At 61.5% G+C, this 18,698-nt stretch carries 17 protein-coding genes; 7 read left to right on the top strand and 10 right to left on the bottom strand.

The features are described from left to right. Positions 1-111: 111 nt before the first annotated feature. Both rlmM and tusA read left to right on the top strand, forming a co-directional pair. The gene (rlmM, locus tag DOM32_RS08810) at positions 112-1,194 is read left to right on the top strand and encodes a 23S rRNA (cytidine(2498)-2'-O)-methyltransferase RlmM (protein WP_110633332.1); all 1,083 of its coding nucleotides are present in this window, start codon (positions 112-114) and stop codon (positions 1,192-1,194) included. A gap of 18 nt (positions 1,195-1,212) precedes the next feature. After that, positions 1,213-1,455, top strand: coding sequence for a sulfurtransferase TusA (gene tusA / locus DOM32_RS08805; RefSeq protein ID WP_110633329.1), 243 nt, complete (start codon positions 1,213-1,215; stop codon positions 1,453-1,455). A 41-nt stretch (positions 1,456-1,496) separates the two neighbouring features. Here tusA and DOM32_RS08800 read toward each other — a convergent pair whose 3' ends face one another. Both DOM32_RS08800 and DOM32_RS08795 read right to left on the bottom strand, forming a co-directional pair. Further along, entirely contained in the window at positions 1,497-2,192 is a 696-nt protein-coding gene (locus DOM32_RS08800; protein WP_110633326.1) for a hypothetical protein, read from the bottom strand. A gap of 105 nt (positions 2,193-2,297) precedes the next feature. After that, positions 2,298-3,722 carry an MATE family efflux transporter gene (locus DOM32_RS08795; protein ID WP_244179859.1) on the bottom strand — a complete coding sequence of 475 codons (1,425 nt, stop codon included), beginning with the start codon at positions 3,720-3,722 and terminating at the stop codon, positions 2,298-2,300. Positions 3,723-3,834: 112 nt separating this feature from the next. Between DOM32_RS08795 and DOM32_RS08790 the strand changes: the two genes are divergently transcribed. Next, complete coding sequence (locus DOM32_RS08790) at positions 3,835-4,428, top strand: elongation factor P hydroxylase (protein WP_110633323.1); 594 nt, start codon at positions 3,835-3,837, stop codon at positions 4,426-4,428. On the opposite strand, the gene DOM32_RS08785 is transcribed toward DOM32_RS08790, so the two are convergent. After that, positions 4,385-4,867: a hypothetical protein gene (locus DOM32_RS08785; RefSeq protein ID WP_071230348.1), complete on the bottom strand. Its 483-nt coding sequence runs from the start codon at positions 4,865-4,867 to the stop codon at positions 4,385-4,387. The two genes, DOM32_RS08790 and DOM32_RS08785, sit on opposite strands and share 44 nt — an antisense overlap. Further along, on the bottom strand, positions 4,864-5,739 hold the full coding sequence (locus tag DOM32_RS08780; RefSeq protein ID WP_110633320.1) for a TatD family hydrolase: 876 nt from the start codon (positions 5,737-5,739) through the stop codon (positions 4,864-4,866). The genes DOM32_RS08785 and DOM32_RS08780 overlap by 4 nt, the downstream gene beginning before the upstream one ends. 243 nt (positions 5,740-5,982) lie before the next feature. Here DOM32_RS08780 and DOM32_RS08775 point away from each other — a divergent pair, with 243 nt between their 5' ends. After that, a complete protein-coding gene (locus DOM32_RS08775; RefSeq protein WP_110633317.1) occupies positions 5,983-7,908 on the top strand; it encodes an ATP-binding cassette domain-containing protein in 1,926 nt (641 codons plus the stop codon). Between the two features lie 80 nt (positions 7,909-7,988). On the opposite strand, the gene DOM32_RS08770 is transcribed toward DOM32_RS08775, so the two are convergent. Further along, on the bottom strand, positions 7,989-8,444 hold the full coding sequence (locus DOM32_RS08770) for a universal stress protein (protein ID WP_071230430.1): 456 nt from the start codon (positions 8,442-8,444) through the stop codon (positions 7,989-7,991). A 235-nt stretch (positions 8,445-8,679) separates the two neighbouring features. On the opposite strand from DOM32_RS08770, the gene DOM32_RS08765 reads away from it, so the two are divergent. Continuing rightward, positions 8,680-9,201 (top strand): hypothetical protein, encoded by a 522-nt coding sequence (locus tag DOM32_RS08765; RefSeq protein WP_071230351.1) that lies wholly within the window; start codon positions 8,680-8,682, stop codon positions 9,199-9,201. Positions 9,202-9,307: 106 nt separating this feature from the next. On the opposite strand, the gene slyA is transcribed toward DOM32_RS08765, so the two are convergent. Both slyA and DOM32_RS08755 read right to left on the bottom strand, forming a co-directional pair. Beyond that, on the bottom strand, positions 9,308-9,760 hold the full coding sequence (gene slyA, locus DOM32_RS08760; protein ID WP_071230352.1) for a transcriptional regulator SlyA: 453 nt from the start codon (positions 9,758-9,760) through the stop codon (positions 9,308-9,310). 77 nt (positions 9,761-9,837) lie between these two features. Further along, the gene (locus tag DOM32_RS08755) at positions 9,838-10,968 is read right to left on the bottom strand and encodes a DUF5924 family protein (RefSeq protein ID WP_071230353.1); all 1,131 of its coding nucleotides are present in this window, start codon (positions 10,966-10,968) and stop codon (positions 9,838-9,840) included. A 313-nt stretch (positions 10,969-11,281) separates the two neighbouring features. On the opposite strand from DOM32_RS08755, the gene fadB reads away from it, so the two are divergent. Both fadB and fadA read left to right on the top strand, forming a co-directional pair. After that, positions 11,282-13,447, top strand: a complete 2,166-nt coding sequence (fadB, locus tag DOM32_RS08750; protein ID WP_071230354.1) for a fatty acid oxidation complex subunit alpha FadB — start codon at positions 11,282-11,284, stop codon at positions 13,445-13,447. Positions 13,448-13,473: 26 nt separating this feature from the next. Continuing rightward, complete coding sequence (gene fadA, locus DOM32_RS08745) at positions 13,474-14,649, top strand: acetyl-CoA C-acyltransferase FadA (protein ID WP_071230355.1); 1,176 nt, start codon at positions 13,474-13,476, stop codon at positions 14,647-14,649. A 154-nt stretch (positions 14,650-14,803) separates the two neighbouring features. Here the strand turns inward: fadA and DOM32_RS08740 are convergent, their stop codons facing one another. From DOM32_RS08740 to DOM32_RS08730, 3 genes are all read right to left on the bottom strand, one after another. Further along, a complete protein-coding gene (locus DOM32_RS08740) occupies positions 14,804-15,688 on the bottom strand; it encodes a S66 peptidase family protein (RefSeq protein WP_071230356.1) in 885 nt (294 codons plus the stop codon). A gap of 140 nt (positions 15,689-15,828) precedes the next feature. Beyond that, positions 15,829-17,973 carry a putative bifunctional diguanylate cyclase/phosphodiesterase gene (locus DOM32_RS08735; protein WP_110633314.1) on the bottom strand — a complete coding sequence of 715 codons (2,145 nt, stop codon included), beginning with the start codon at positions 17,971-17,973 and terminating at the stop codon, positions 15,829-15,831. 157 nt (positions 17,974-18,130) lie between these two features. Then, a complete protein-coding gene (locus DOM32_RS08730; protein WP_110633311.1) occupies positions 18,131-18,517 on the bottom strand; it encodes an MAPEG family protein in 387 nt (128 codons plus the stop codon). Between the last annotated feature and the right edge of the window lie 181 nt (positions 18,518-18,698).

Genomic DNA, 18,698 nt, shown 5'->3' with positions numbered 1-18,698 from the left:
TCGTCAGGCATCTATCCCAAACCCCAGCCCAACAAGGCTGGGGTTTTTTTATGCCAGACTTTTTTGAAAAGATCACCAGGTTTTTGAAACGAGTACCAGCTTAGCGAGGCGATTGTGAATCGAGTGCCCAACGAATGGCTGTTGTATTGTCGGGCCGGTTTCGAGCCCGACCTGACGGCTGAAATAACAGCTCGTGCACACGAACTCGATGAGCCGGGGCAGGTCGTGGCGGCCGAAAGCAACAGCGGTTTCGTTCGTTGGCAGAGTCGTGATTCCCGGCCAGCCAACGGTATCCATCGTGGGTTGCCGTTGATGTCTTTGGTATTCGCCAGGCAGTCACTGGTTGCTTTCGAGCCGTTGTCACTTTCCCGCGATGACCGGATCTCGCCCGTCGTGGAGCTGATCAAGGAAAGCGGCTGGAATTTCGAGTCCATCTGGCACGAGACGCCTGATACCAATGAAGGCAAGAGCCTGTCACGTTTGGCCAAATCCTTGAGTCGCCCTCTGGAAAGCGCTTTGAAGCGAGGTGGCGGTTTGCGGCGGAAAGCTGGTGGGCGTCGACTGCATCTGTTCTGGCTGGCAGGCGACGCCGTGCAGATAGGGATGAGCTTCCCCGGCAATCGCAGTGAACATCCGGGGGGCGTCCTGCGTCTTCGTCATCCGGCGGATGCCCCGAGTCGTTCGACGCTGAAGCTCGAGGAGGCCTGGCATACCTTCGTGCCGAAAGAGGCCTGGGAGTCACGGCTGCATGAAGGCATGCAGGCCGTGGATCTCGGCGCGGCGCCGGGTGGCTGGACGTACCAGCTGGTTCGTCGAGGCATGTTCGTCTATGCCATCGATAACGGGCCCATGGCGCCTGGTCTGATGGCCACGGGGCAGGTCGAGCATCTGCGTGAAGACGGATTCGTGTGGGAGCCCCCGTACCGGCTCGATTGGCTGGTCTGCGATATCGTCGACAAGCCGATGCGCGTCATCGACATGGTCGAGCGATGGCTGATCAAGCGTTGGTGTCGCGAGGCGATATTCAACCTGAAATTGCCGATGAAAAAGCGCTGGGAAGAGGTTCAGCGCTGCCTGACACGGCTCGAGGTAACGCTGAAGGCGGAGGGCATAGAAGCTGATATCGCCTGTCGCCATCTGTATCATGATCGTGAAGAGGTCACCGTTCACGTTCGGCTGAAAGGAGAGCGATGATGATTGCGCGAGGGAGCCATGAGTAACGCTGAATCGATGCGAAGTGAAACGCTGGATACGAGCGGACTCTACTGTCCGGAGCCGATCATGCTGATGCATAACAAGGTACGTGACATGTCGGCGGGCGACATTCTCGATGTCATCGCTACCGATCCCGCCACGACCCGCGATATCCCCAAATTCTGCAGCTTTCTTGGGCACGAGCTTATCGAGCAATCCGAGGTCGAAGGAGAGTACCGCTATCGCATTCTGCTGGGATGAAATAGCGGTTCGTTCGATCGATACACTTCAAGCCGGGCCGATCAGTTGTCCGGCATGACCATCAAGGCCAACGCTTCCAGCGTGTCTGGATCTTCGTTTCGAATGCGATTGGCGATATTGCGCTGGAAAAAATAGAGCGTCTGATGACGGCTCTTGCCCGGGTAGAGACACTCATCACCCATCAGCACGGGAAGCGATGTCGCCTGGCCCTCATCGACCAGCATCGCATCGACGGTTCCATCGCTGTAGAGATGCCATCCAAAAATCTGCTTGAGCTGCCAAGGTTTGCCGTCTTCGTCCATGCATAGCGCATGGGTACCCTGGGTTTCCGGAAGTTGCTGAGTCAGAGAGACTTCCGGTGTCTCTTCGTAATCGAAGTAGGCTGCCGCGTGCGCCAACTCGACGATCTTGTGTTCGGGCGCGTCGTGAAATATCTCGTGAGTCTCGGGATCCCGGTAGCCAACGAAGTGACCATACTCGGGATCATCCAGTTCATGGCACGACGCCAACGACTCCATCCAAGGTATCAGGCCGACGACTTCGTCGTCTTCACGCAGGCCCCATGCCAGCAGCGGCATCCCGTACAGCGTATCGGGGTCTGAGGCGAGGTAGTAAAGCATTTCCAGACCATCGAGCTCGGGCGACAACCGGACCAACCGCTTCCTGGCTCTCAGCCGATGCCTCATGGTTTCCAGATCAATGATCTGCGCAGATCGAGGGGAAAGTGGGACACCCATGGCTACCCTCCTGGTCGGCAATGTCTCGGCTTGAGGCATGGTGCCAGTATTAGCATAGCCATGAAGGGCCTGTTAAGCCCCGGGTTAAACACGATGGGGATTATTTCAGGTTTCCATCCGTTGACGTCGGCTGACGCGCCATAGTCGCCAGGCCAGCAGCAGCGCTGCCGAGGTCAGCCCGGCATTGAGGCCGATCCAGTAACCATAGACCCCCAGCGAATCGAACGCACCCTCCAGCCCTCGCCCCAGTAGGTGGCCGCAACCCAGGCCGACGAACCAGTAGGAAAACAGCGTGATGCCCATGACCACCCGAGTATCCTTGTACCCGCGCAAGGCGCCAGCCAGATTGACCTGAAGCGAATCCGAAATCTGGAACATCATGGCCAGCAGGATCAGCGACATGGCCAAGGTCCGCACTTCGGGATTGGCGGTATAGAGCGATACCACAGGCGCCGCCAGCAACCAGATCAGCAGACTGTTGAACAGCGCCAGAGCAAAGCCGACACCAATACCGTTCCAGGCAACGAAGCGGGCTTCTGCATTGTTGCCGGCGCCCAGTCGGTTACTGACCCTGACGGTCAACGCCATGCTCAGCGACAGCGGCAGCATGAACAGAATCGACGTCACATTGAGGGCGATCTGGTGCGCGGCTACCGTGATCTCGCCGAGATAGGCGACCAGTAGCGTGATCACGGTGAACAGGGTGACCTCGAAAAAAATCGCCAGACCAATCGGCAGGCCGATATACAGGAGTTCGGCGATGTCTCTCCAGCATGGCAGAGTCGGAGATACCCAGAGCATCACTGGTGCGTAGGCACGGCTTCGTGCCGTATACCAGATCATGCCCAGGCACATGGCCCACATGGAGATGGCTGTCGCGATACCGCAGCCGAACGCGCCCAGAGCAGGCAGTTGCTGTAGAAAGAGCGGAATGTCGTCGCCCAGCAGCTCGGTCAGGCCGGGGCCGCCGTAGATCAACACGAAGTTGCCGGGAATATTCACGGCCAGCCCGAGAAGGCTCATCCACAATGCCGGACGAGTATGGTGCATGCCGTCGGAGAAGGCGCGCAGCGCCTGATAGAGCGCCACGGCCGGGATACCGAAAGCCACCGCTTTCAGGTATTCGACCGCCAGGCTGGCGACATCGGTGGGTATTTCCATCAATTGGAAGATGGCTTTGCCGCCGAAGGTCATGATCAGCGCGCTGAAACATCCGAGTACCAAGGCTACCCAAAGCGCCTGGTGAACCTTCCCGCGCACCTGGTCGAAACGTTCCGCGCCTGCGCGATGGGCGACGATCGGAGTGACGCCCATTAACGTCCCGGTCATCAACAGCATCAAGGGCACCCACAGACTCGCGCCCACCGAGACGGCTGCCAGGTCGGTGGCACTGGCCCGCCCCGACATGATCACATCCGACGCACTCATGCCGGCCTGTGCCAGCTGCGCGCCACAGATCGGCAGGCCCAGGCGTACCAGGCTCGCAGTCTCTTTTCGACAGCGATAAAAACGATGGGCGGTCGACGACACGAAGCGCTCCTTGACCGAACGGGCAGGGCGGCGATTCTAGCAGGAGTCGATCGCCAGCGCTCGGCGACCGAGGTGAACTTACGTATACTCCGGCGCAGTTCTGGAGGCGTTCATGATTCATGACATCGACGATCTGATTCATCTGTTCGACGGCGTATTCGCCGACCGCTATCGCACGCGGCTGGTTCGCGGAGAGGATGAACCCATTTACCTGCCTGCGGATGCCCGGCACGATCATCATCGGATCGTGTTCGCCCATGGTTTCTTTGCCAGCGCGCTGCATGAAATCAGCCACTGGTGTATCGCCGGCGAGAAGCGTCGCCAGCTCGAGGACTATGGCTACTGGTATGAACCGGATGGACGCGACGCCCGCCGGCAGAAAGATTTCGAGCGGGTGGAGGTCGCGCCCCAGGCATTGGAGTTGCTGTTCAGCGAAGCGTGCGGAAAACTATTTCAGGTCAGCGTCGACAATCTCGATGGCGTCGAGGTCGATCGACAGGCTTTCAGCAGGAAAGTCTCTGCGCGAGCAGCCCGTTATCGTAGTGAAGGCATGCCGCTACGCGCCCAGGCCTTGATCGACACGCTCGGTATCTTCTATGCCGGAACGGGCGGGATCCAGGAAGCCGTCGCCGCCGGGCGGCGACGGCTCGACGCGAGCGATACTACTCGTCCCGCTGGATCAGCCGCTGATGCAGGTAGAGCATGACCTGTACCTCGTGCTCCGGACGCAACGGCTCGAGGCCCATTTCCCCGAAGAGCTCGTTGCGGGCGCGGGCCCATTCGCCGGGCTCGAGGTCGGGGTAGAGCATCGAGGCGGGCGCCAGCTCGACGAAGGGATCGACGCCGAAGTCATCGAACATCATCGATAGCGCCGCTTCGTCATCCTGAACGCCAGCGGTATAGAGCGTCTCGCTGAAATGATCGTTCTCCAGCTCCCTGAGGACGTCGAGAGGACTGATGCCCAGGTGGCGGAGTTCGTCGAGATCATAGCCGCCGAGCGACAGCAGTTCGTCTTCCAGCCATTCGTCGTCAGGCTGGATCAGGGTATTCTTGACCTGGCCGTTGGGCAGTGCCCAGGCGATAGCCAGTGGCAGCGAGTTGTCGCCACCTGTCTCGACAGCGATGAATCCGGGATAGTTCGTCATTCGCCAGCGACCTCCTCGATCCGAAAGAAACGCTTGGCCGTCAGCGTGGTCTGTCGTGCCAGCTCGGCCTCGGTCGTGCCGCGCCAGTGAGCCAGCTCTCTCACTATCCAAGGTAGCAGAGCCGGCTCGTGGCGGCGTCCTTTTATCTTTGCCGGCAGATTGCGGGGCAGCAGGTAAGGGCAATCGGTTTCCACCATCAGGCGGTCGTCGGGAATATCGGCGACGAATTCGCGAAGATGATGGCCCCGACGCTCGTCGCTCAGCCAGCCGGTCTGCCCGATGTGCAGATCGAGATCGAGATAGCCGTGGAGTGTTTCCCTGTCGCCGGTGAAGCAGTGGACGACGGCGTCGCTGAGCCGGTCTCGCCATTCCCGCAGCATTTCCAGCATCCGGCGGCCGGCGTCACGTTCATGGAGAAACACGGGTAACCCCGTCTCCGCCGCCAGGGCCAGTTGCGCTTCCAGTGCGCGTTCCTGATCCGTATGCGATGAAAAATTGCGATGGAAATCGAGACCGCATTCGCCCACGGCGACCACGGTTTTCTGGCGATGGAGCTCGCGCATCGCCTGTTCCAGCTCGGAGGTCCAATCGGCGGCGTGATGAGGATGCAGCCCCGCCGTGGCATGGAGACCCGCGAAGCGAGTTGCCAGCTTTGCTGCCTGGGTAGCGCCCTCGAGATCGGCGCCAGTGATCACGAGCGTCGTGACATTGGCCTCGGTCGCCCGAGTCAGCGTGGCCTCGAGATCTCGGTCGAAGCTTTCGTGCGTCAGGTTGGCCCCGATATCGACCAGTGGCACCGGGGAAGTGATGCGTAACGCTTCCGGCAGCGGAGTACCGCCGTTCGTGGATTCATGCGGGGACGTGTCGCTCACGCGGCACTCCTCTTGGTCAGTGAATGATGAGTCGATGAAATGTCAGTCGATGCAGGTATCGACGGGCATTGTAAAGCGCCGGACGCCAACGGCGAAGCGTGGGCCAATCCATTTCGGCGAGTTTGGTCGAGCAAGGTACAATGCCAGCCAGACGACACGTTTCTTCAGAAGCACGTTTGGCAAGACACGCTCGGCAAGACATGACCGTCACCATTTCGAAGTTTCACGATCGCGAGGTCCTACGTGGCTCTGCTACGCCTTGAACAACTGCAACTCGCCTACGGGCACCATACGCTGCTCGATGGCGCCGACCTGGTCATCGAGAAGGGAGAGCGCATCGCGCTGGTCGGGCGTAACGGCACCGGCAAGTCGACGCTGCTGAAACTGATCGCGGGCGATAATCAGGCCGACGATGGCCATATCTGGCGCGCGCCGGGTCTCAAGATCGGCGTTCTCGAACAGGCGCTGCCGGACGCCGACGAGGCGACGATCTTCGAAGTCGTCGCCCAGGGGCTGCCCGAAACCGGAGACTTGCTGGCCGAGTATCACCGTCTCGTGGCGATGGCCGAGCCGGACATGCGACGGCTGGAGACGCTGCAGACGCGTCTGGAAGCGCAGGATGGCTGGTCCTTCCATCAGCGTATCGATACCGTGCTGACCCGGCTGGGCCTGCCGGCCGATGCCCTGATGAGCGGCCTCTCGGGTGGCTGGCGCCGGCGGGTGGCGCTGGCGCGCGCCATGGTGGCCGGGCCCGACCTGCTGCTCCTCGATGAGCCGACCAACCATCTCGACATCGATACCATTACCTGGCTCGAAGAGCAGCTTCTGGCATTCGACGGCGCCGTCCTGTTCATTACCCACGACCGCGCCTTTCTTTCGAAGCTGGCGACCACGATTCTGGAACTCGACCGCGGACGCCTGGGTCGTTATCCCGGCGATTACGCCACCTACCAGGCACAAAAGACGCACGAGCTGGAAGTCGAGGCGCGCGAACGTGCCGAGTTCGACAAGAAACTGGCGCAGGAAGAAACCTGGATTCGCCAGGGCATCAAGGCGCGCCGAACCCGCAACGAAGGCCGGGTCCGGGCGCTGGAAAAGATGCGCAACGAACGCTCCCAGCGGCGCGAGCGCCAGGGCAAAGCATCGTTCCAGGTGGATAGCGGCGAACGCAGCGGCAAGCGCGTCGTCGAGCTGCAGGGGGTGACGCACTACTACGCGGAGGCCTGCATCATTCGCGACCTGTCGCTGGAGATTCAGCGCGGCGATCGCATTGGTCTGATCGGGCGAAACGGCGCCGGCAAGACCACGCTGCTCAAGATTCTGCTGGGCGAGCTCGAGCCCAGCGAAGGCAGTGTGCGCATGGGCACCAACCTGTCGGTCGCCTATTTCGATCAGCTGCGCGCGGGGCTCGAGCTGGACAAGAGCGTCTACGACAACGTTGCTCAGGGCAGCGACAAGGTGACGGTCGCGGGCAAGGACAAGCACGTCATCAGCTACCTGCAGGACTTCCTGTTCACGCCGGAGCGCGCGAGACAACCGGTCAAGGCGCTGTCCGGCGGCGAGTCCAACCGTCTGCTGCTGGCCAAGCTCTTCACCCAGCCGGCCAACGTGCTGGTGCTGGACGAGCCGACCAACGATCTTGACGTGGAAACCCTGGAGCTGCTGGAAGAGCTTTTGCTCGACTTCGAAGGCACGCTGCTGCTGGTCTCGCATGACCGCGCGTTCATGGACAACGTGGTCACCGACGTGCTGGCGTTCGAGGGCGATGGCATCGTGCGCAGTTATGTGGGCGGATATACCGACTGGGTCCGACAGGGTGGGCGGCTACCGCCGGCACCGTGGGAGTTGGCCGAGGCACGCAAGGCGCAGGAAAAGCTGGCCGAGCGGCAGGCGGCATCCGCGCAACCGACGAAGAGCGAAAGCGACAAGCGTCGCCAGAAGCTCTCCTACAAGCTGCAGCGGGAGCTGGACTCGTTACCGGCAACGATCGAAACTCTGGAGGGCAAGATCGCGACGTTCGAGGCCCAGATGGGCGAGCCGGACTTCTACCAGCAGGAAAGCGAGACCGTCACCGCGGCCATCGAGGCGCTTTCGGCAACCCAGGCCGAGCTGGATCGGGCAATGGAGCGCTGGATGGAGCTGGAGGCGATGGCGGAAGGAGAGGGCTAGTCGCCGCTCGCGGCGGCAGGATGCGCCTTGCCCATCGCGGGCAAGGCGCATGATTCAGCGGGAGACGAGACCGGTCGCCATTACTCTTCCGTTTCGCCATCCTTGCCGACGCGAACCGCCAAAACGTCACACTCTGCGCCATGCAGAACGCCGGTCGATGTCGACCCCAGCAACAGCGCGAAGCCGTGGCGACCATGGGAGCCCACGACGATCAGGTCCACGTCGTGCTCCTTGGCAAAGCGCTGAATTTCGGTATCCGGCATGCCGACCACGATATGCTGGTCTTCACGAGGAATGTCGTAAGGATCGGAGATATCGGCCAGTCGCTGCGTGGCGTGTTCGTCGAGCTGATCCTGGATGCTCGTCAGGTCCATCGGGATATCGCCGCCGTAGGCGAATCCCAGGGGCTCCAGCGTATGGATGATCGAGAGCTTGGCTTGGTTCCGGCGTGCGATGGGAATCGCGCGTTCCAGGACTTTATGCGAATCCTTGGTCAGATCCACGGCAACCAGCACGTGATGGTATTCGTTGCTCATCGGGTAACCCCCCGTTCGGCGAATGAACATGGATAACTGTAAGCGCGCCTCATGAGCGGCACAACGCAATTTTCGATAATGACCTGCGGTCAGGCGCCGCAGGCGATCATCAACCATGCGCTTTCGCGACGCAACGTGATGTAACCGATAGAGTGCACGGTGATGCCTCATACCTTGGTCGTATCAAACGAAACTGGGTCGTGGAAGAGTCGGCCGAAACAGGAGTAAAGACGTTATGGCAGTGCTGGGTTTTCTATTGGTTGCCGTACTGCTGATTCTGTCGCCAATGGTATGGCTGCGGCCGAGCCGAGGCGAGTCCAACCGCGGGCAAATGCGTCGGCACGTCAAGGCCAACGGCGGGGAGTTGAACTTTACCAAGGCGCCACTGGCGATGCCGAACGTGGCGCTGACCGGTTATCGGCTGCGATACCCGGGAACGAAGCCGGGCAGCGATTTCACACTGATTCGTAACGATGTCGCCAGCGAAGCACTGGAAGCGGCAACGGATCAGTGGCGCTGGCGCCAGGCGCCGCTGCCATCGCTGGATGCCGAGCGTCTGCGGGCACTCAAGCAGTGCCTGGACGGATTGCCGACGGACGCCCTGATCGTCGAATCCGGCCAGCATACGATGTGCATCTGGTGGCAGGAGGCGATGAACTTCGAACGGTTCCCGCAGGAGTGGACGAGCTGGCTGGCAATGCGGGATACCCTGGCTGGCAGCGGCAGAAACGTCGAGGTGCCGAACAAGCCTCGGTAGTGGTTCATCGCTTGAGTGATGCGTTGCTTGAGTGGCGCACCGCTTGCGGCGCGGTGCGTTTGGTCGTGATCGTGGCGGAGTGTTCAGGCCGGTGCCTGCTCCCGCCTCAGTTGGACTTGGTCTGCTCGGACTGGCGCTGTAGTTCCAACCCGTTTTTCTCGATGCGATCCAGCATGCTTTCGAAAGCATCGATCTCTTCCGGCGTGAACCCGCCGAGCATTTCATCGCGTACCTCGGTGACGATCTCCTCGATCTTTTCCAGTAGCGGTGTTGCCTCTTCCGTCAGATGAAGGCGCTTGGTACGGCGATCTTCGGCGCAAGGGCGGCGCTCGATCAGATTCTGCTCGGCCAGCTGGTCCAGCGTGCGCACCAGCGAGGGCGCTTCCACGCCGATGGCTCGCGCCAGATCGCATTGCGCCTGACCTCCGCCCATATTGCGCAAGTTCCAAAGCGTCACCCAGCGTGTCTGGGTCAAGCCCAGTGGCGCCAAGCGTTCATCGATGACAGCGCGCCAGAGTCGCGGCAGGCGTGCCAGTTTAAAGCCGATATGCTGTGCCATAGCGGATTACCTGAATCGTGAACGTCCTAACATTCTCCAAAGCGCCACAGGATAATGCAAGCCACAATGATTGGCGATTAGTCGGCTTGCTCATCGTGGCTTCCCAAGGCATGGCGGATGTTCCAGCCGGGGATGCCCAACGGGCGCTGGATGTTACCATCGGCCGTCGAGGCTTCGTCACCTTCGGCCACCGTGAACCGTACGCTACCGATGCGCTGGCCGGTCTGCGTGATCACGTCCACTTGCCAGCGGCCTTTCAGGTCAGCGGAGAAATTCTGCTTGTGGGTCCAGGCTCGATAGCCCTGGTCGCGCCCGCCGTGAATGACCAGCGCGATGCGTTCGACGACATCGCCCTCATGACGCCAGACGTGATAGACCTTCTCGCGCAGCCCGCGGGGGGCTCGTATCGCCGTGTAGACATAGAGGCCGCGCGAGCGCAGTGCCTGCGGCGTCAGCGTCATGCTGCCGCTGGGCTCGCGGGCGGCCGTGTCGAATCCGGGAGAGAGGGCGCTGCCGGACAGCCACAGCGTCGCTGGCGGTATCCAGGTCCGTCCTGTCCAGGCAATGCCACCCAGCACGATCAGCAGCCCCGCCATGGCGAGCCAGCGGACGACGCCGCCGGGTTTGAGCAGGCCCATGACGCTAGGCAGGCTGAAGAACATCATCGCCAGAATCGACAGTATCAGGCTCTCTCCCGTGGTCAGGCTCAGCATGATGGGCAGCGTGACCAGCATCACCACGAACACGCACAGCGCATGGAGCAGGAAGTAGAGCCAGCGATGACGGTTGGACAAGCCGAAATACAGAGGGTCCAGAATGGCGAGAATCGAGCAGACGATCAGGAGTCCGGTGAATACAGCCTGGCCGCTGGTCCAGATCGTCGTGGCGAGAAAGAACGGTAGACAGAAGAACAGTGTCTCCTGATGCACCATCTGTGCGATGAACGTCGCCGCCGCGCGGGGCAGTGCGGCATTGCGTCCTCGTCGCGACAGCCATTTGCTGGCAATACCTTCGACGATCAACAGGGCCCAGGTCAGCACCAGCCCCAGGGCAAGCACGGCCCCCAGCCACTGTTGCCGATCGACCAGGAAAAACCCCAGCAAACCCAGTACGAAAGCGATAGGTGGCCAGACCCAGTGATAGCGGCGTAAACGAGCGACAAGCGGTTCCAGACGAGCCGCTGTCGAAGGTATCGTGGGGTCTTTCATGGCCACGGGCCAGGCTCCTGCGAGTGATTGTCAAGGCGCCAGCCTGTCTGTTTCTCGAAACGAGGAGAGGCCGACAGGCAGGCGGGGGACATTCTAGCGGGTGAGGCATCACTTTGCGCGAAGACGCCGGCAGACGGAGCCGGGCCGCCGGTAGTCTACGCTGGGATGAGAGCCGGTGCGGTAGGCCGAGACTTTGGTTGAGCTTGACGAGCCCACTCGCGCGCCTCAAGCTCCCGGTATTCAAACAGTCGTATGATTCGCCTCGTAGATGCCAGCACGGGGCGCTTTCGCAGCCATGGCACGGAGATTTCTCATGCTCTATCAAGGCGATGCCATCCGGGTCGAGCGTCAGGACGGCGATCTCGCGCTCCTGACGTTCGATCTCAAGGATGAGGCGATCAACAAGCTCTCATCCTCGGTCATCGGTGAGTTGTCGCAAGCCGTCGAGGCATTGGAAAGTGAGGCCGGCCTCAAGGGGCTCGTCATCGCCAGCGCCAAGGACGTGTTCATCGTCGGTGCCGATATCACCGAATTTCATGCCATGTTCGCCAAGGACGAAGCGTTTCTGGTCGACATGAACACACGGATTCATGCGCTGTTCAATCGCATCGAGGATCTGCCGTTCCCGACCGTCACCGCACTCAACGGTCTGGCACTGGGCGGTGGCTGCGAACTCGGACTGACCACCGATTTCCGCATCATGGCGGAAACGGCACAGATCGGATTGCCCGAAACCAAACTGGGCATCGTGCCGGGGTGGGGTGGCTGTGTCCGGTTGCCGCGACTGATCGGTGCCGACAATGCCATCGAGTGGATTGCCGGGGGCTCGCAGAACGATGCCGTCACGGCCTTCAAGGTGGGCGCCGTCGATGCCGTTGTGCCGCAATCCCAGTTGCTGGCGGCGGCCCGAGACATGATCGACAAGGCCAATGCCGGGGATTTCGATTACCGTGCCCGACGTGTCGAGAAGGGTTCGCCACTGAAGCTCAATGCGGTCGAGCAGATGATGGCGTTCGAAACCGCAAAGGGTTACGTGGCCGGGAAGGCCGGGCCGCATTATCCGGCACCGATCGAGGCCATCCGCGTCATCCAGAAGGGCGCAGGCGAAGAGCGCGAACGCGCCCAGGCGATCGAAGCGCAAGCCTTCGCCAAGCTGGCCAAGACCGATGTCTGCTACAACCTGGTCGGTCTGTTCATGAACGACCAGGCCGTCAAGAAAAAGGCCAAGCAGTACGAGAAGGATGCCAAGGCGGTCGAGCAGACCGCAGTGCTCGGGGCGGGCATCATGGGCGGCGGCATCGCCTACCAGAGCGCCTACAAGGGCACGCCGATCCTGATGAAGGACATCAAGACCGAGGCGATCGAACTCGGCCTGAAGGAAGCCCGCAAACTGCTGACCAAGCAGCTCGAGCGCGGCAAGCTCAGCCAGACGCGAATGGCCGAAGTGCTGGGCAACATTCGTCCGACGCTCTCCTACGGCGATTTCGGTGCGGTCGATCTCGTGGTCGAAGCCGTGGTCGAGAATCCCCGGATCAAGGAAGCGGTACTTGCCGAAGTAGAGGCCCAGGTCGCGGACGACACCATCCTGGCATCCAACACCTCGACCATCTCCATCGACCGGCTGGCGGCCAATCTCAAGCGGCCCGAGAACTTCTGCGGCATGCACTTCTTCAACCCGGTGCACCGGATGCCGCTGGTCGAAGTCATTCGTGGCGCCAAGACCTCCGACGCCGCGGTCGCCGCGACAGTGGCCTACGCCCGCCAGATGGGCAAGACGCCGATCGTCGTCAACGACTGCCCGGGATTCCTGGTCAATCGCGTCCTGTTTCCCTACTTCGGTGGTTTCAGCGGCCTGGTCGAGCATGGTGTCGACTTCGAGCGTGCAGACAAGGTCATGGAACGCTTCGGTTGGCCGATGGGGCCTGCCTATCTGCTCGATGTCGTCGGCATCGATACCGCCGTGCACGCCAGCGAGGTGATGGCCGAAGGCTTCCCCGATCGCATGGCCCACGACGGCAAGTCCGCGATTCAGGTGATGCTGGACAACCAGCGGCTCGGCCAGAAGAACGGCAAGGGCTTCTACGTCTACGAGGAAGACAAGAAGGGCAAGCCGAAGAAAACCCATGACGACGAGGCTCACCGGCTGGTCGCCGGGGTCGTCCGCGAAGCACGGGAACTGTCCGACGACGAGATCATTGCGCGAATGATGGTGCCGCTGTGCATGGAGACGGTGCGCTGTCTCGAGGACGGCATCGTCGGGTCGCCGGCCGAGGCCGACATGGCGCTGATCTACGGCATCGGCTTCCCGCCGTTCCGCGGTGGTGCGCTGCGTTACATCGATGCCATGGGCGTGGCCGAGTTCGTGGCGGTAGCGAAACGGCTCGCCGGCGAACTGGGCGCGCTGTATGCGCCGACGGCGCGACTCGAGGAAATGGCCGCCAACGGCGAGCGCTTTTACCCTGACGCCAGCGACCGCTGAGCCCACCACCAACCGGAGTCACAGTCATGAGTTTGAAAGCAAGAGATGCCGTGGTGGTCGATGCCGTGCGCTCCCCCATGGCCAAGGCCAAGAACGGTGCCTTTCGTCACGTCCGCGCCGAGAATCTCTCCGCAGCGGTAATGCAGGCGCTGTTCACTCGCAACGCGAAGCTCGACCCGGCCGGCGTCGACGACATCCTCTGGGGTTGCGTCAACCAGACCCTGGAGCAGTCGATGAATATCGCACGCAACGCCGCCATTCTGACCGGCATCCCGCGTTCGGTACCGGCGCAGACCATCAATCGCCTGTGCGGATCGTCAATGAGCGCGCTGCATATCGCAGTGGCCAACATTCGCGCCGACATGGGCGACTGCTATCTGATCGGCGGCGTCGAGCACATGGAGCACGTGCCGATGGATCACGGAGTCGATGTCAATCCGGCGGCCAGCAAGAGCACTGCCAAGGCGGCGATGATGATGGGCTTGACGGCGGAACTGCTGGGCAAGATGCACGGGGTGACTCGCGAACAGCAGGACCAGTTCGGGCTGCGTTCTCATCGACGCGCCAGCGAGGCCAACCGTCAAGGCTATTTCGACAACGAGATCGTGCCGATCGAGGGACACGATCAGCAGGGCTACCGCAGTCTGATCAAGCACGACGAGGTGGTACGCGAAGACGCCAGTCTCGAACAGATGGCATCGCTCAAGCCGGTGTTCGATCCCAAGAACGGCACGGTGACCGCGGCGACCTCGTCGGCGCTCTCCGTTGGCGCTTCGGCGCTGATGGTGATGAGCTACGAGCGGGCGAAATCTCTGGGACTGGAGCCTCTGGCGAAAGTCGTCTCGACCGGCGTGGCCGGCTGTGATGCCTCGATCATGGGGTATGGCCCGGTTCCGGCGACGCAGAAGGCGCTGGCAGCCGCCGGTCTCAAGATCGGTGATATCCAGACGGTCGAGCTCAACGAAGCCTTCGCGGCACAGTCGATCCCGGTGCTGAAGGATCTCGAACTGCTCGATCGCCTGGATGAGGCGGTCAACCTGCATGGTGGCGCCATCGCGCTCGGTCACCCGCTGGGCTGTTCCGGAGCGCGTATCTGCACTACCTTGCTCAACGTCATGCGTCAACAGAACACTACGCTCGGCCTGGCGACGATGTGTATCGGCATGGGGCAGGGTGTGGCGACGGTGTTCGAGCGCGTATAGGGTTCGAATCCGCGTGCAAGGTGCCAGTCGAAGTCGGTATCCAGTCGAAGTTGGTATCCAGTCAAAGTTGGTAGCCAATCGATCGCCGCCTCGTCTATGCGAGGCGGCGTTTTTCGTGGATTCGAATGAACGTAACTGGGTCTTGGTGACAAGCTCAGTCAAGGAACTGCAGCCGATCGCTGGCGATACGCGCCTTCGACCCGTAGCGCCAAGGGAGGTTGTCACGTCCATGGCCGACCGGAAGCCCTGCGTAGAGCGGCAGGCCGCGAGGGGCGATCCAGGTCTCGAACAGCGTCTCGATCTCGAGATCCCCGTAGGGGACGCAATTCTCGAAAGTGCCGATGCAGACGGCAGCGGCGGTGTCCAGCGCGCCGGAATGGACCAGCTGCCACAGGTCGCGCTCGAGCCGGTAGTAGGGCTCGCCAACATCTTCCAGAATCACGATCGCCCCGGGCGGTGCGCGAAACGCCAGCGAGGTGCCGGCAACGCTGGCCAGGGTCGCAAGATTGCCGCCGACGAGCGGCCCTTCGATCGCCGCCGCTGAAACTGTCGAAACAGGCGTCAACGCCACGCTCTCCGGCGACCGACCCTCGAGCAGTCCGAGCAGGGCGCTGAAATCGCGGTGGCTCGCGGTGCGCAGGTCGGCATCATCGCTGGCGAGCTTCACGCCCTCTTTCATCACCGGGCCATGGATGGCCGGCAAGCCGTGGCGATGGCACTGATCCAGTAACACGCTGAGATCGGAGTAACCGATCAGCGGTTTGCGAGAGAGCCGGCTCCAGTCGATTTCGGTCGCCAGATGGGCGCAGCCATAGCCGCCGCGAACGGCCCAGACGGCATCGGTGTCGGGATCGGCGTAGGCATCGTAGAGCGTCTGGAGGCGATGCTCGACGCTCCCGGCCAGGTAGTGTCGTTGATCCTGCAGCCGGTCGGGAAAGCGAACGGCGATACCGAACGACTGCAACGCCCGGGCGGCTTGTTCCAGTACATCGGGCCGGGTGAAGGAGGCGGGAGCGATCAGGCTGAACGTCGGGGACATGGGCAACGGCTTCACGAAGCGGGCGAATGAATGAAAGTTTTGCACGTTACGCCAGCACGGCGCCCGACGCTACCGGCCGTTTTCTTTCCCCGGCGTGACGCGTCATGCGACTGGCAGAAAGGTTTCGCTGGGAGATGCGATCAGAGCTCTCCCTTCAATCGCTCCAATAGCTGTTCCACCGGCATGGGGCGACCCAGATAAAACCCCTGGTACTGCTTGACGCCCAGCGTCTGCAGCAGTTGCCACTGTTCTTCGGTCTCGACGCCTTCGGCAACGGTTTCCATGCCGAGCAGATTGCAAAGTTCGACGATGCCTGCCAGCAGGTCGCGTGAACGCCGGTCCGCTTCCAGGCCGTGCATGAAACTGCGATCGATCTTGATGGTGTCGAAAGGCAGTCGCTTGAGATAACCCAGCGATGAGTAACCGGCGCCAAAGTCATCCATCGCGACACGGAAACCTTGGCTTCTGAGATGCTTGATCCGGGCTTCCGGTAATCGTGTGTCTTCCAGGAACACGGACTCCGTCACCTCCAGTTCGATCTGGTCGGCCGTGATGTGATGGCGATGGCAGGCACTGCGTAGCGTATTCGCCAGCTTGTCGTCCATGACATGCAGCGCGGAGATGTTCACCGATACCGGCAACGGATTACCCGTGGCGGCCAGGCGGGCGGCATATTGGGCGGCGCGGTCGATGGCCAGGTTGCCCAGTGCCGACGCCATTCCGTTGTTTTCGGTCAGTGGCACGAAGACGGCAGGGGGCACTTCGCCATGGTCTTCGGTCATCCAGCGCGCGAGCAGTTCGGCGCCGATCATCCGATTGTTGCCGTCGAACTTGGGCTGGACCACGAAGTCGAGAGCGTCCTTGGCGATGGCTTCCCGCAGGTGGGCGAGCATCGACATCTGTTCCAGGCTGTGATGCTTCAGCTGCTCGTGATAGACGACGATGGCGTTCTTGCCCCGGTTCTTCGCCGCATACATGGCGACATCGGCATGCTTGAGCAGAGTCTCTCCGTCGCGCCCGTTCTGCGGTGCGTGAACGATGCCGATACTGGCGGTGACGCTGATCTGATGCCCGCCGATCACCATGGGGTGGGACAGCGCTTCGAGCAGGCGTTGGGCGATCCTGTCGGCGAGTTCCGTGTCGCTGCCCACCTCGATGACCACGACGAATTCGTCGCCGCCCCAGCGCGCGACCAGATCCTTGCTACGCACCGTGGCGCGTAGCCGCTTGACGATGATTTTCAGCAGGATGTCGCCCGACTGGTGCCCCAGCGAGTCATTGATGTGCTTGAAACCATCCAGATCGATGAAGAGGACCGCGAGCCCGTGTCCAGGCAGGAGCCTGAGCAGCCGCCCGTTCAGCGTCTGCTGCAGCGTCGCACGATTGGGCAGTTGAGTCAGCGTGTCGATCCTGGCGAGATGCTCCAGCTCCCGCTCGGAGCGCTTGCGTGCCGAGATGTCCCGTAGCGCGGCGATATAGTGAGTCTCGCCAGTTTCGTCCAGCGTAAAGTGGCTGAGGGTCAATTCCACGGGAACGGGTGCTGCCCCTTCGACATGGAAGAGTCCTTCGTAGTGCTGGATGCGATCGTTACGCGCGACCGTCGCCGGGTCGGAGCGCAGCACATCGGCATCTATGTACTGCTGCAGTGCGCGGCCGAGTATCGCGCTCGGTGGTAACCCCCCGAGCGCGGTGAACGCGTCGTTGATTTCCAGAATGCGCCAGCGATTGTCGACGACCAGCATCGAATCGCGCGAGGCGGCGAACGCATGCGCCCGGACGCTGCCATGAGGTCGCTGGTCACGCGGATCGTCGAGGACTTCCCAGGTGCCGGTTGCCGCGAGAGGGGAGGCGTCATCGTCGCGCAAGATGATCGCGCCGCGGATGCGCCACCAGATCGATGGCTTGGTGGCGTCGGGTTGTATCAGCACGTCGACGCGGTCCTGCTGACCGTCGTTCATTCGCCGCCATAGGGTGATCAGCCGCCGACGCTCGGCCGACGGCATCGTCTTCAATAGCGTCCACCAGTCAAGACGCAGAAGGTCGCTATCGCTTCGTTCGGCTATCGTGCCGCAGAGAAAGCTGCGTTCGGGGGCAGACCATCGCCAGTAGGAGGTCCGGGCTGCGGCCATGGCTTCCAGCGCCCATTGCTGGTGTGTGTCGAGATCACCGGCCATCGCGTTTTCGAAAGGCGGGGCAGGCAGCACTGATTCTCCGAGGCTATCTTCTCCGAGACTATCGTCGGTGTCTTGTGGCGAACCGCGTTGGAATTCATTGTCGGTGGACATGGGACGGGATCTCGATCGCACTCGAATGGCAAAAAGCGAATCATGGAAGGTGATTCGAACTCTATCGGCTCATTTCGCTAAAACTTGATGGTCCTGAACGCTATGGGTCCTTGCCGTGGCGCTCTTTTCGAAAGATCGCACCTTGATGCCATGTAGCCTATAGCAGAGCCGTCATGAAGAGTGACAGTACGGCCAGAAAGCTGACGACGAAAAGAGAAGACCTCAGTGTCGCCAGATCCAGGGCGTAACAGAGACCATGGCCGATCCGAGCCAGCACGAAGACGACGCAGGCGATATCCGCAAGCCTGCCGCCACCCGAGGTCTGCATGGCAACGATACCCGCGGTGAACAGCGCCAGCGCCTCCCAGGCGTTGCTCTGCGCTGCCCAGAGACGCGCGCCTTTACCTGTCATCTGCGCATATTGCTGGCGTGGATGATGATTATCCAGGTGACCGAATTCCCGGCGCCTGACGCTGCTGCCCCAGAATGCCAGCCAGAAGGGCAATAGCGCGGTTATCAGCAGGCACCATAGTGGCAGGCTCATTGCATTCCCTCTTGCATTCTCTCGGTCGATCCCGCCGAACACGTTATCCGGCGATTTTTAGTCAAGATAGCAGATCGTTCTTCGATCGTACGGTTGTCGAATACGGTCGATCGTGACCTGAAAATATTGGCGCTTCGACCGCTTCGACCGCTTCGACCGCTTCGACCGCTTCGACCGCCTA

It is taken from the genome of Salinicola salarius (genome assembly GCF_003206135.1).
GTDB classification, from domain to species: domain Bacteria; phylum Pseudomonadota; class Gammaproteobacteria; order Pseudomonadales; family Halomonadaceae; genus Salinicola; species Salinicola salarius.
Note: the sequence above shows the minus strand (reverse complement) of the source record. Positions and strands in the feature narration are given on the sequence as shown.

Bases quoted from the DNA above. Each gene is read 5' to 3' on its own strand.
- tusA (WP_110633329.1), top strand. From the start codon at position 1,213: ATGAGTAACGCTGAATCGATGCGAAGTGAAACGCTGGATACGAGCGGA.
- DOM32_RS08800 (WP_110633326.1), bottom strand. From the start codon at position 2,192: ATGGGTGTCCCACTTTCCCCTCGATCTGCGCAGATCATTGATCTGGAA.
- DOM32_RS08790 (WP_110633323.1), top strand. From the start codon at position 3,835: ATGATTCATGACATCGACGATCTGATTCATCTGTTCGACGGCGTATTC.
- DOM32_RS08785 (WP_071230348.1), bottom strand. From the start codon at position 4,867: ATGACGAACTATCCCGGATTCATCGCTGTCGAGACAGGTGGCGACAAC.
- DOM32_RS08770 (WP_071230430.1), bottom strand. From the start codon at position 8,444: ATGAGCAACGAATACCATCACGTGCTGGTTGCCGTGGATCTGACCAAG.
- DOM32_RS08765 (WP_071230351.1), top strand. From the start codon at position 8,680: ATGGCAGTGCTGGGTTTTCTATTGGTTGCCGTACTGCTGATTCTGTCG.
- slyA (WP_071230352.1), bottom strand. From the start codon at position 9,760: ATGGCACAGCATATCGGCTTTAAACTGGCACGCCTGCCGCGACTCTGG.
- DOM32_RS08755 (WP_071230353.1), bottom strand. From the start codon at position 10,968: ATGAAAGACCCCACGATACCTTCGACAGCGGCTCGTCTGGAACCGCTT.
- fadB (WP_071230354.1), top strand. From the start codon at position 11,282: ATGCTCTATCAAGGCGATGCCATCCGGGTCGAGCGTCAGGACGGCGAT.
- fadA (WP_071230355.1), top strand. From the start codon at position 13,474: ATGAGTTTGAAAGCAAGAGATGCCGTGGTGGTCGATGCCGTGCGCTCC.
- DOM32_RS08740 (WP_071230356.1), bottom strand. From the start codon at position 15,688: ATGTCCCCGACGTTCAGCCTGATCGCTCCCGCCTCCTTCACCCGGCCC.
- DOM32_RS08735 (WP_110633314.1), bottom strand. From the start codon at position 17,973: ATGTCCACCGACAATGAATTCCAACGCGGTTCGCCACAAGACACCGAC.
- DOM32_RS08730 (WP_110633311.1), bottom strand. From the start codon at position 18,517: ATGAGCCTGCCACTATGGTGCCTGCTGATAACCGCGCTATTGCCCTTC.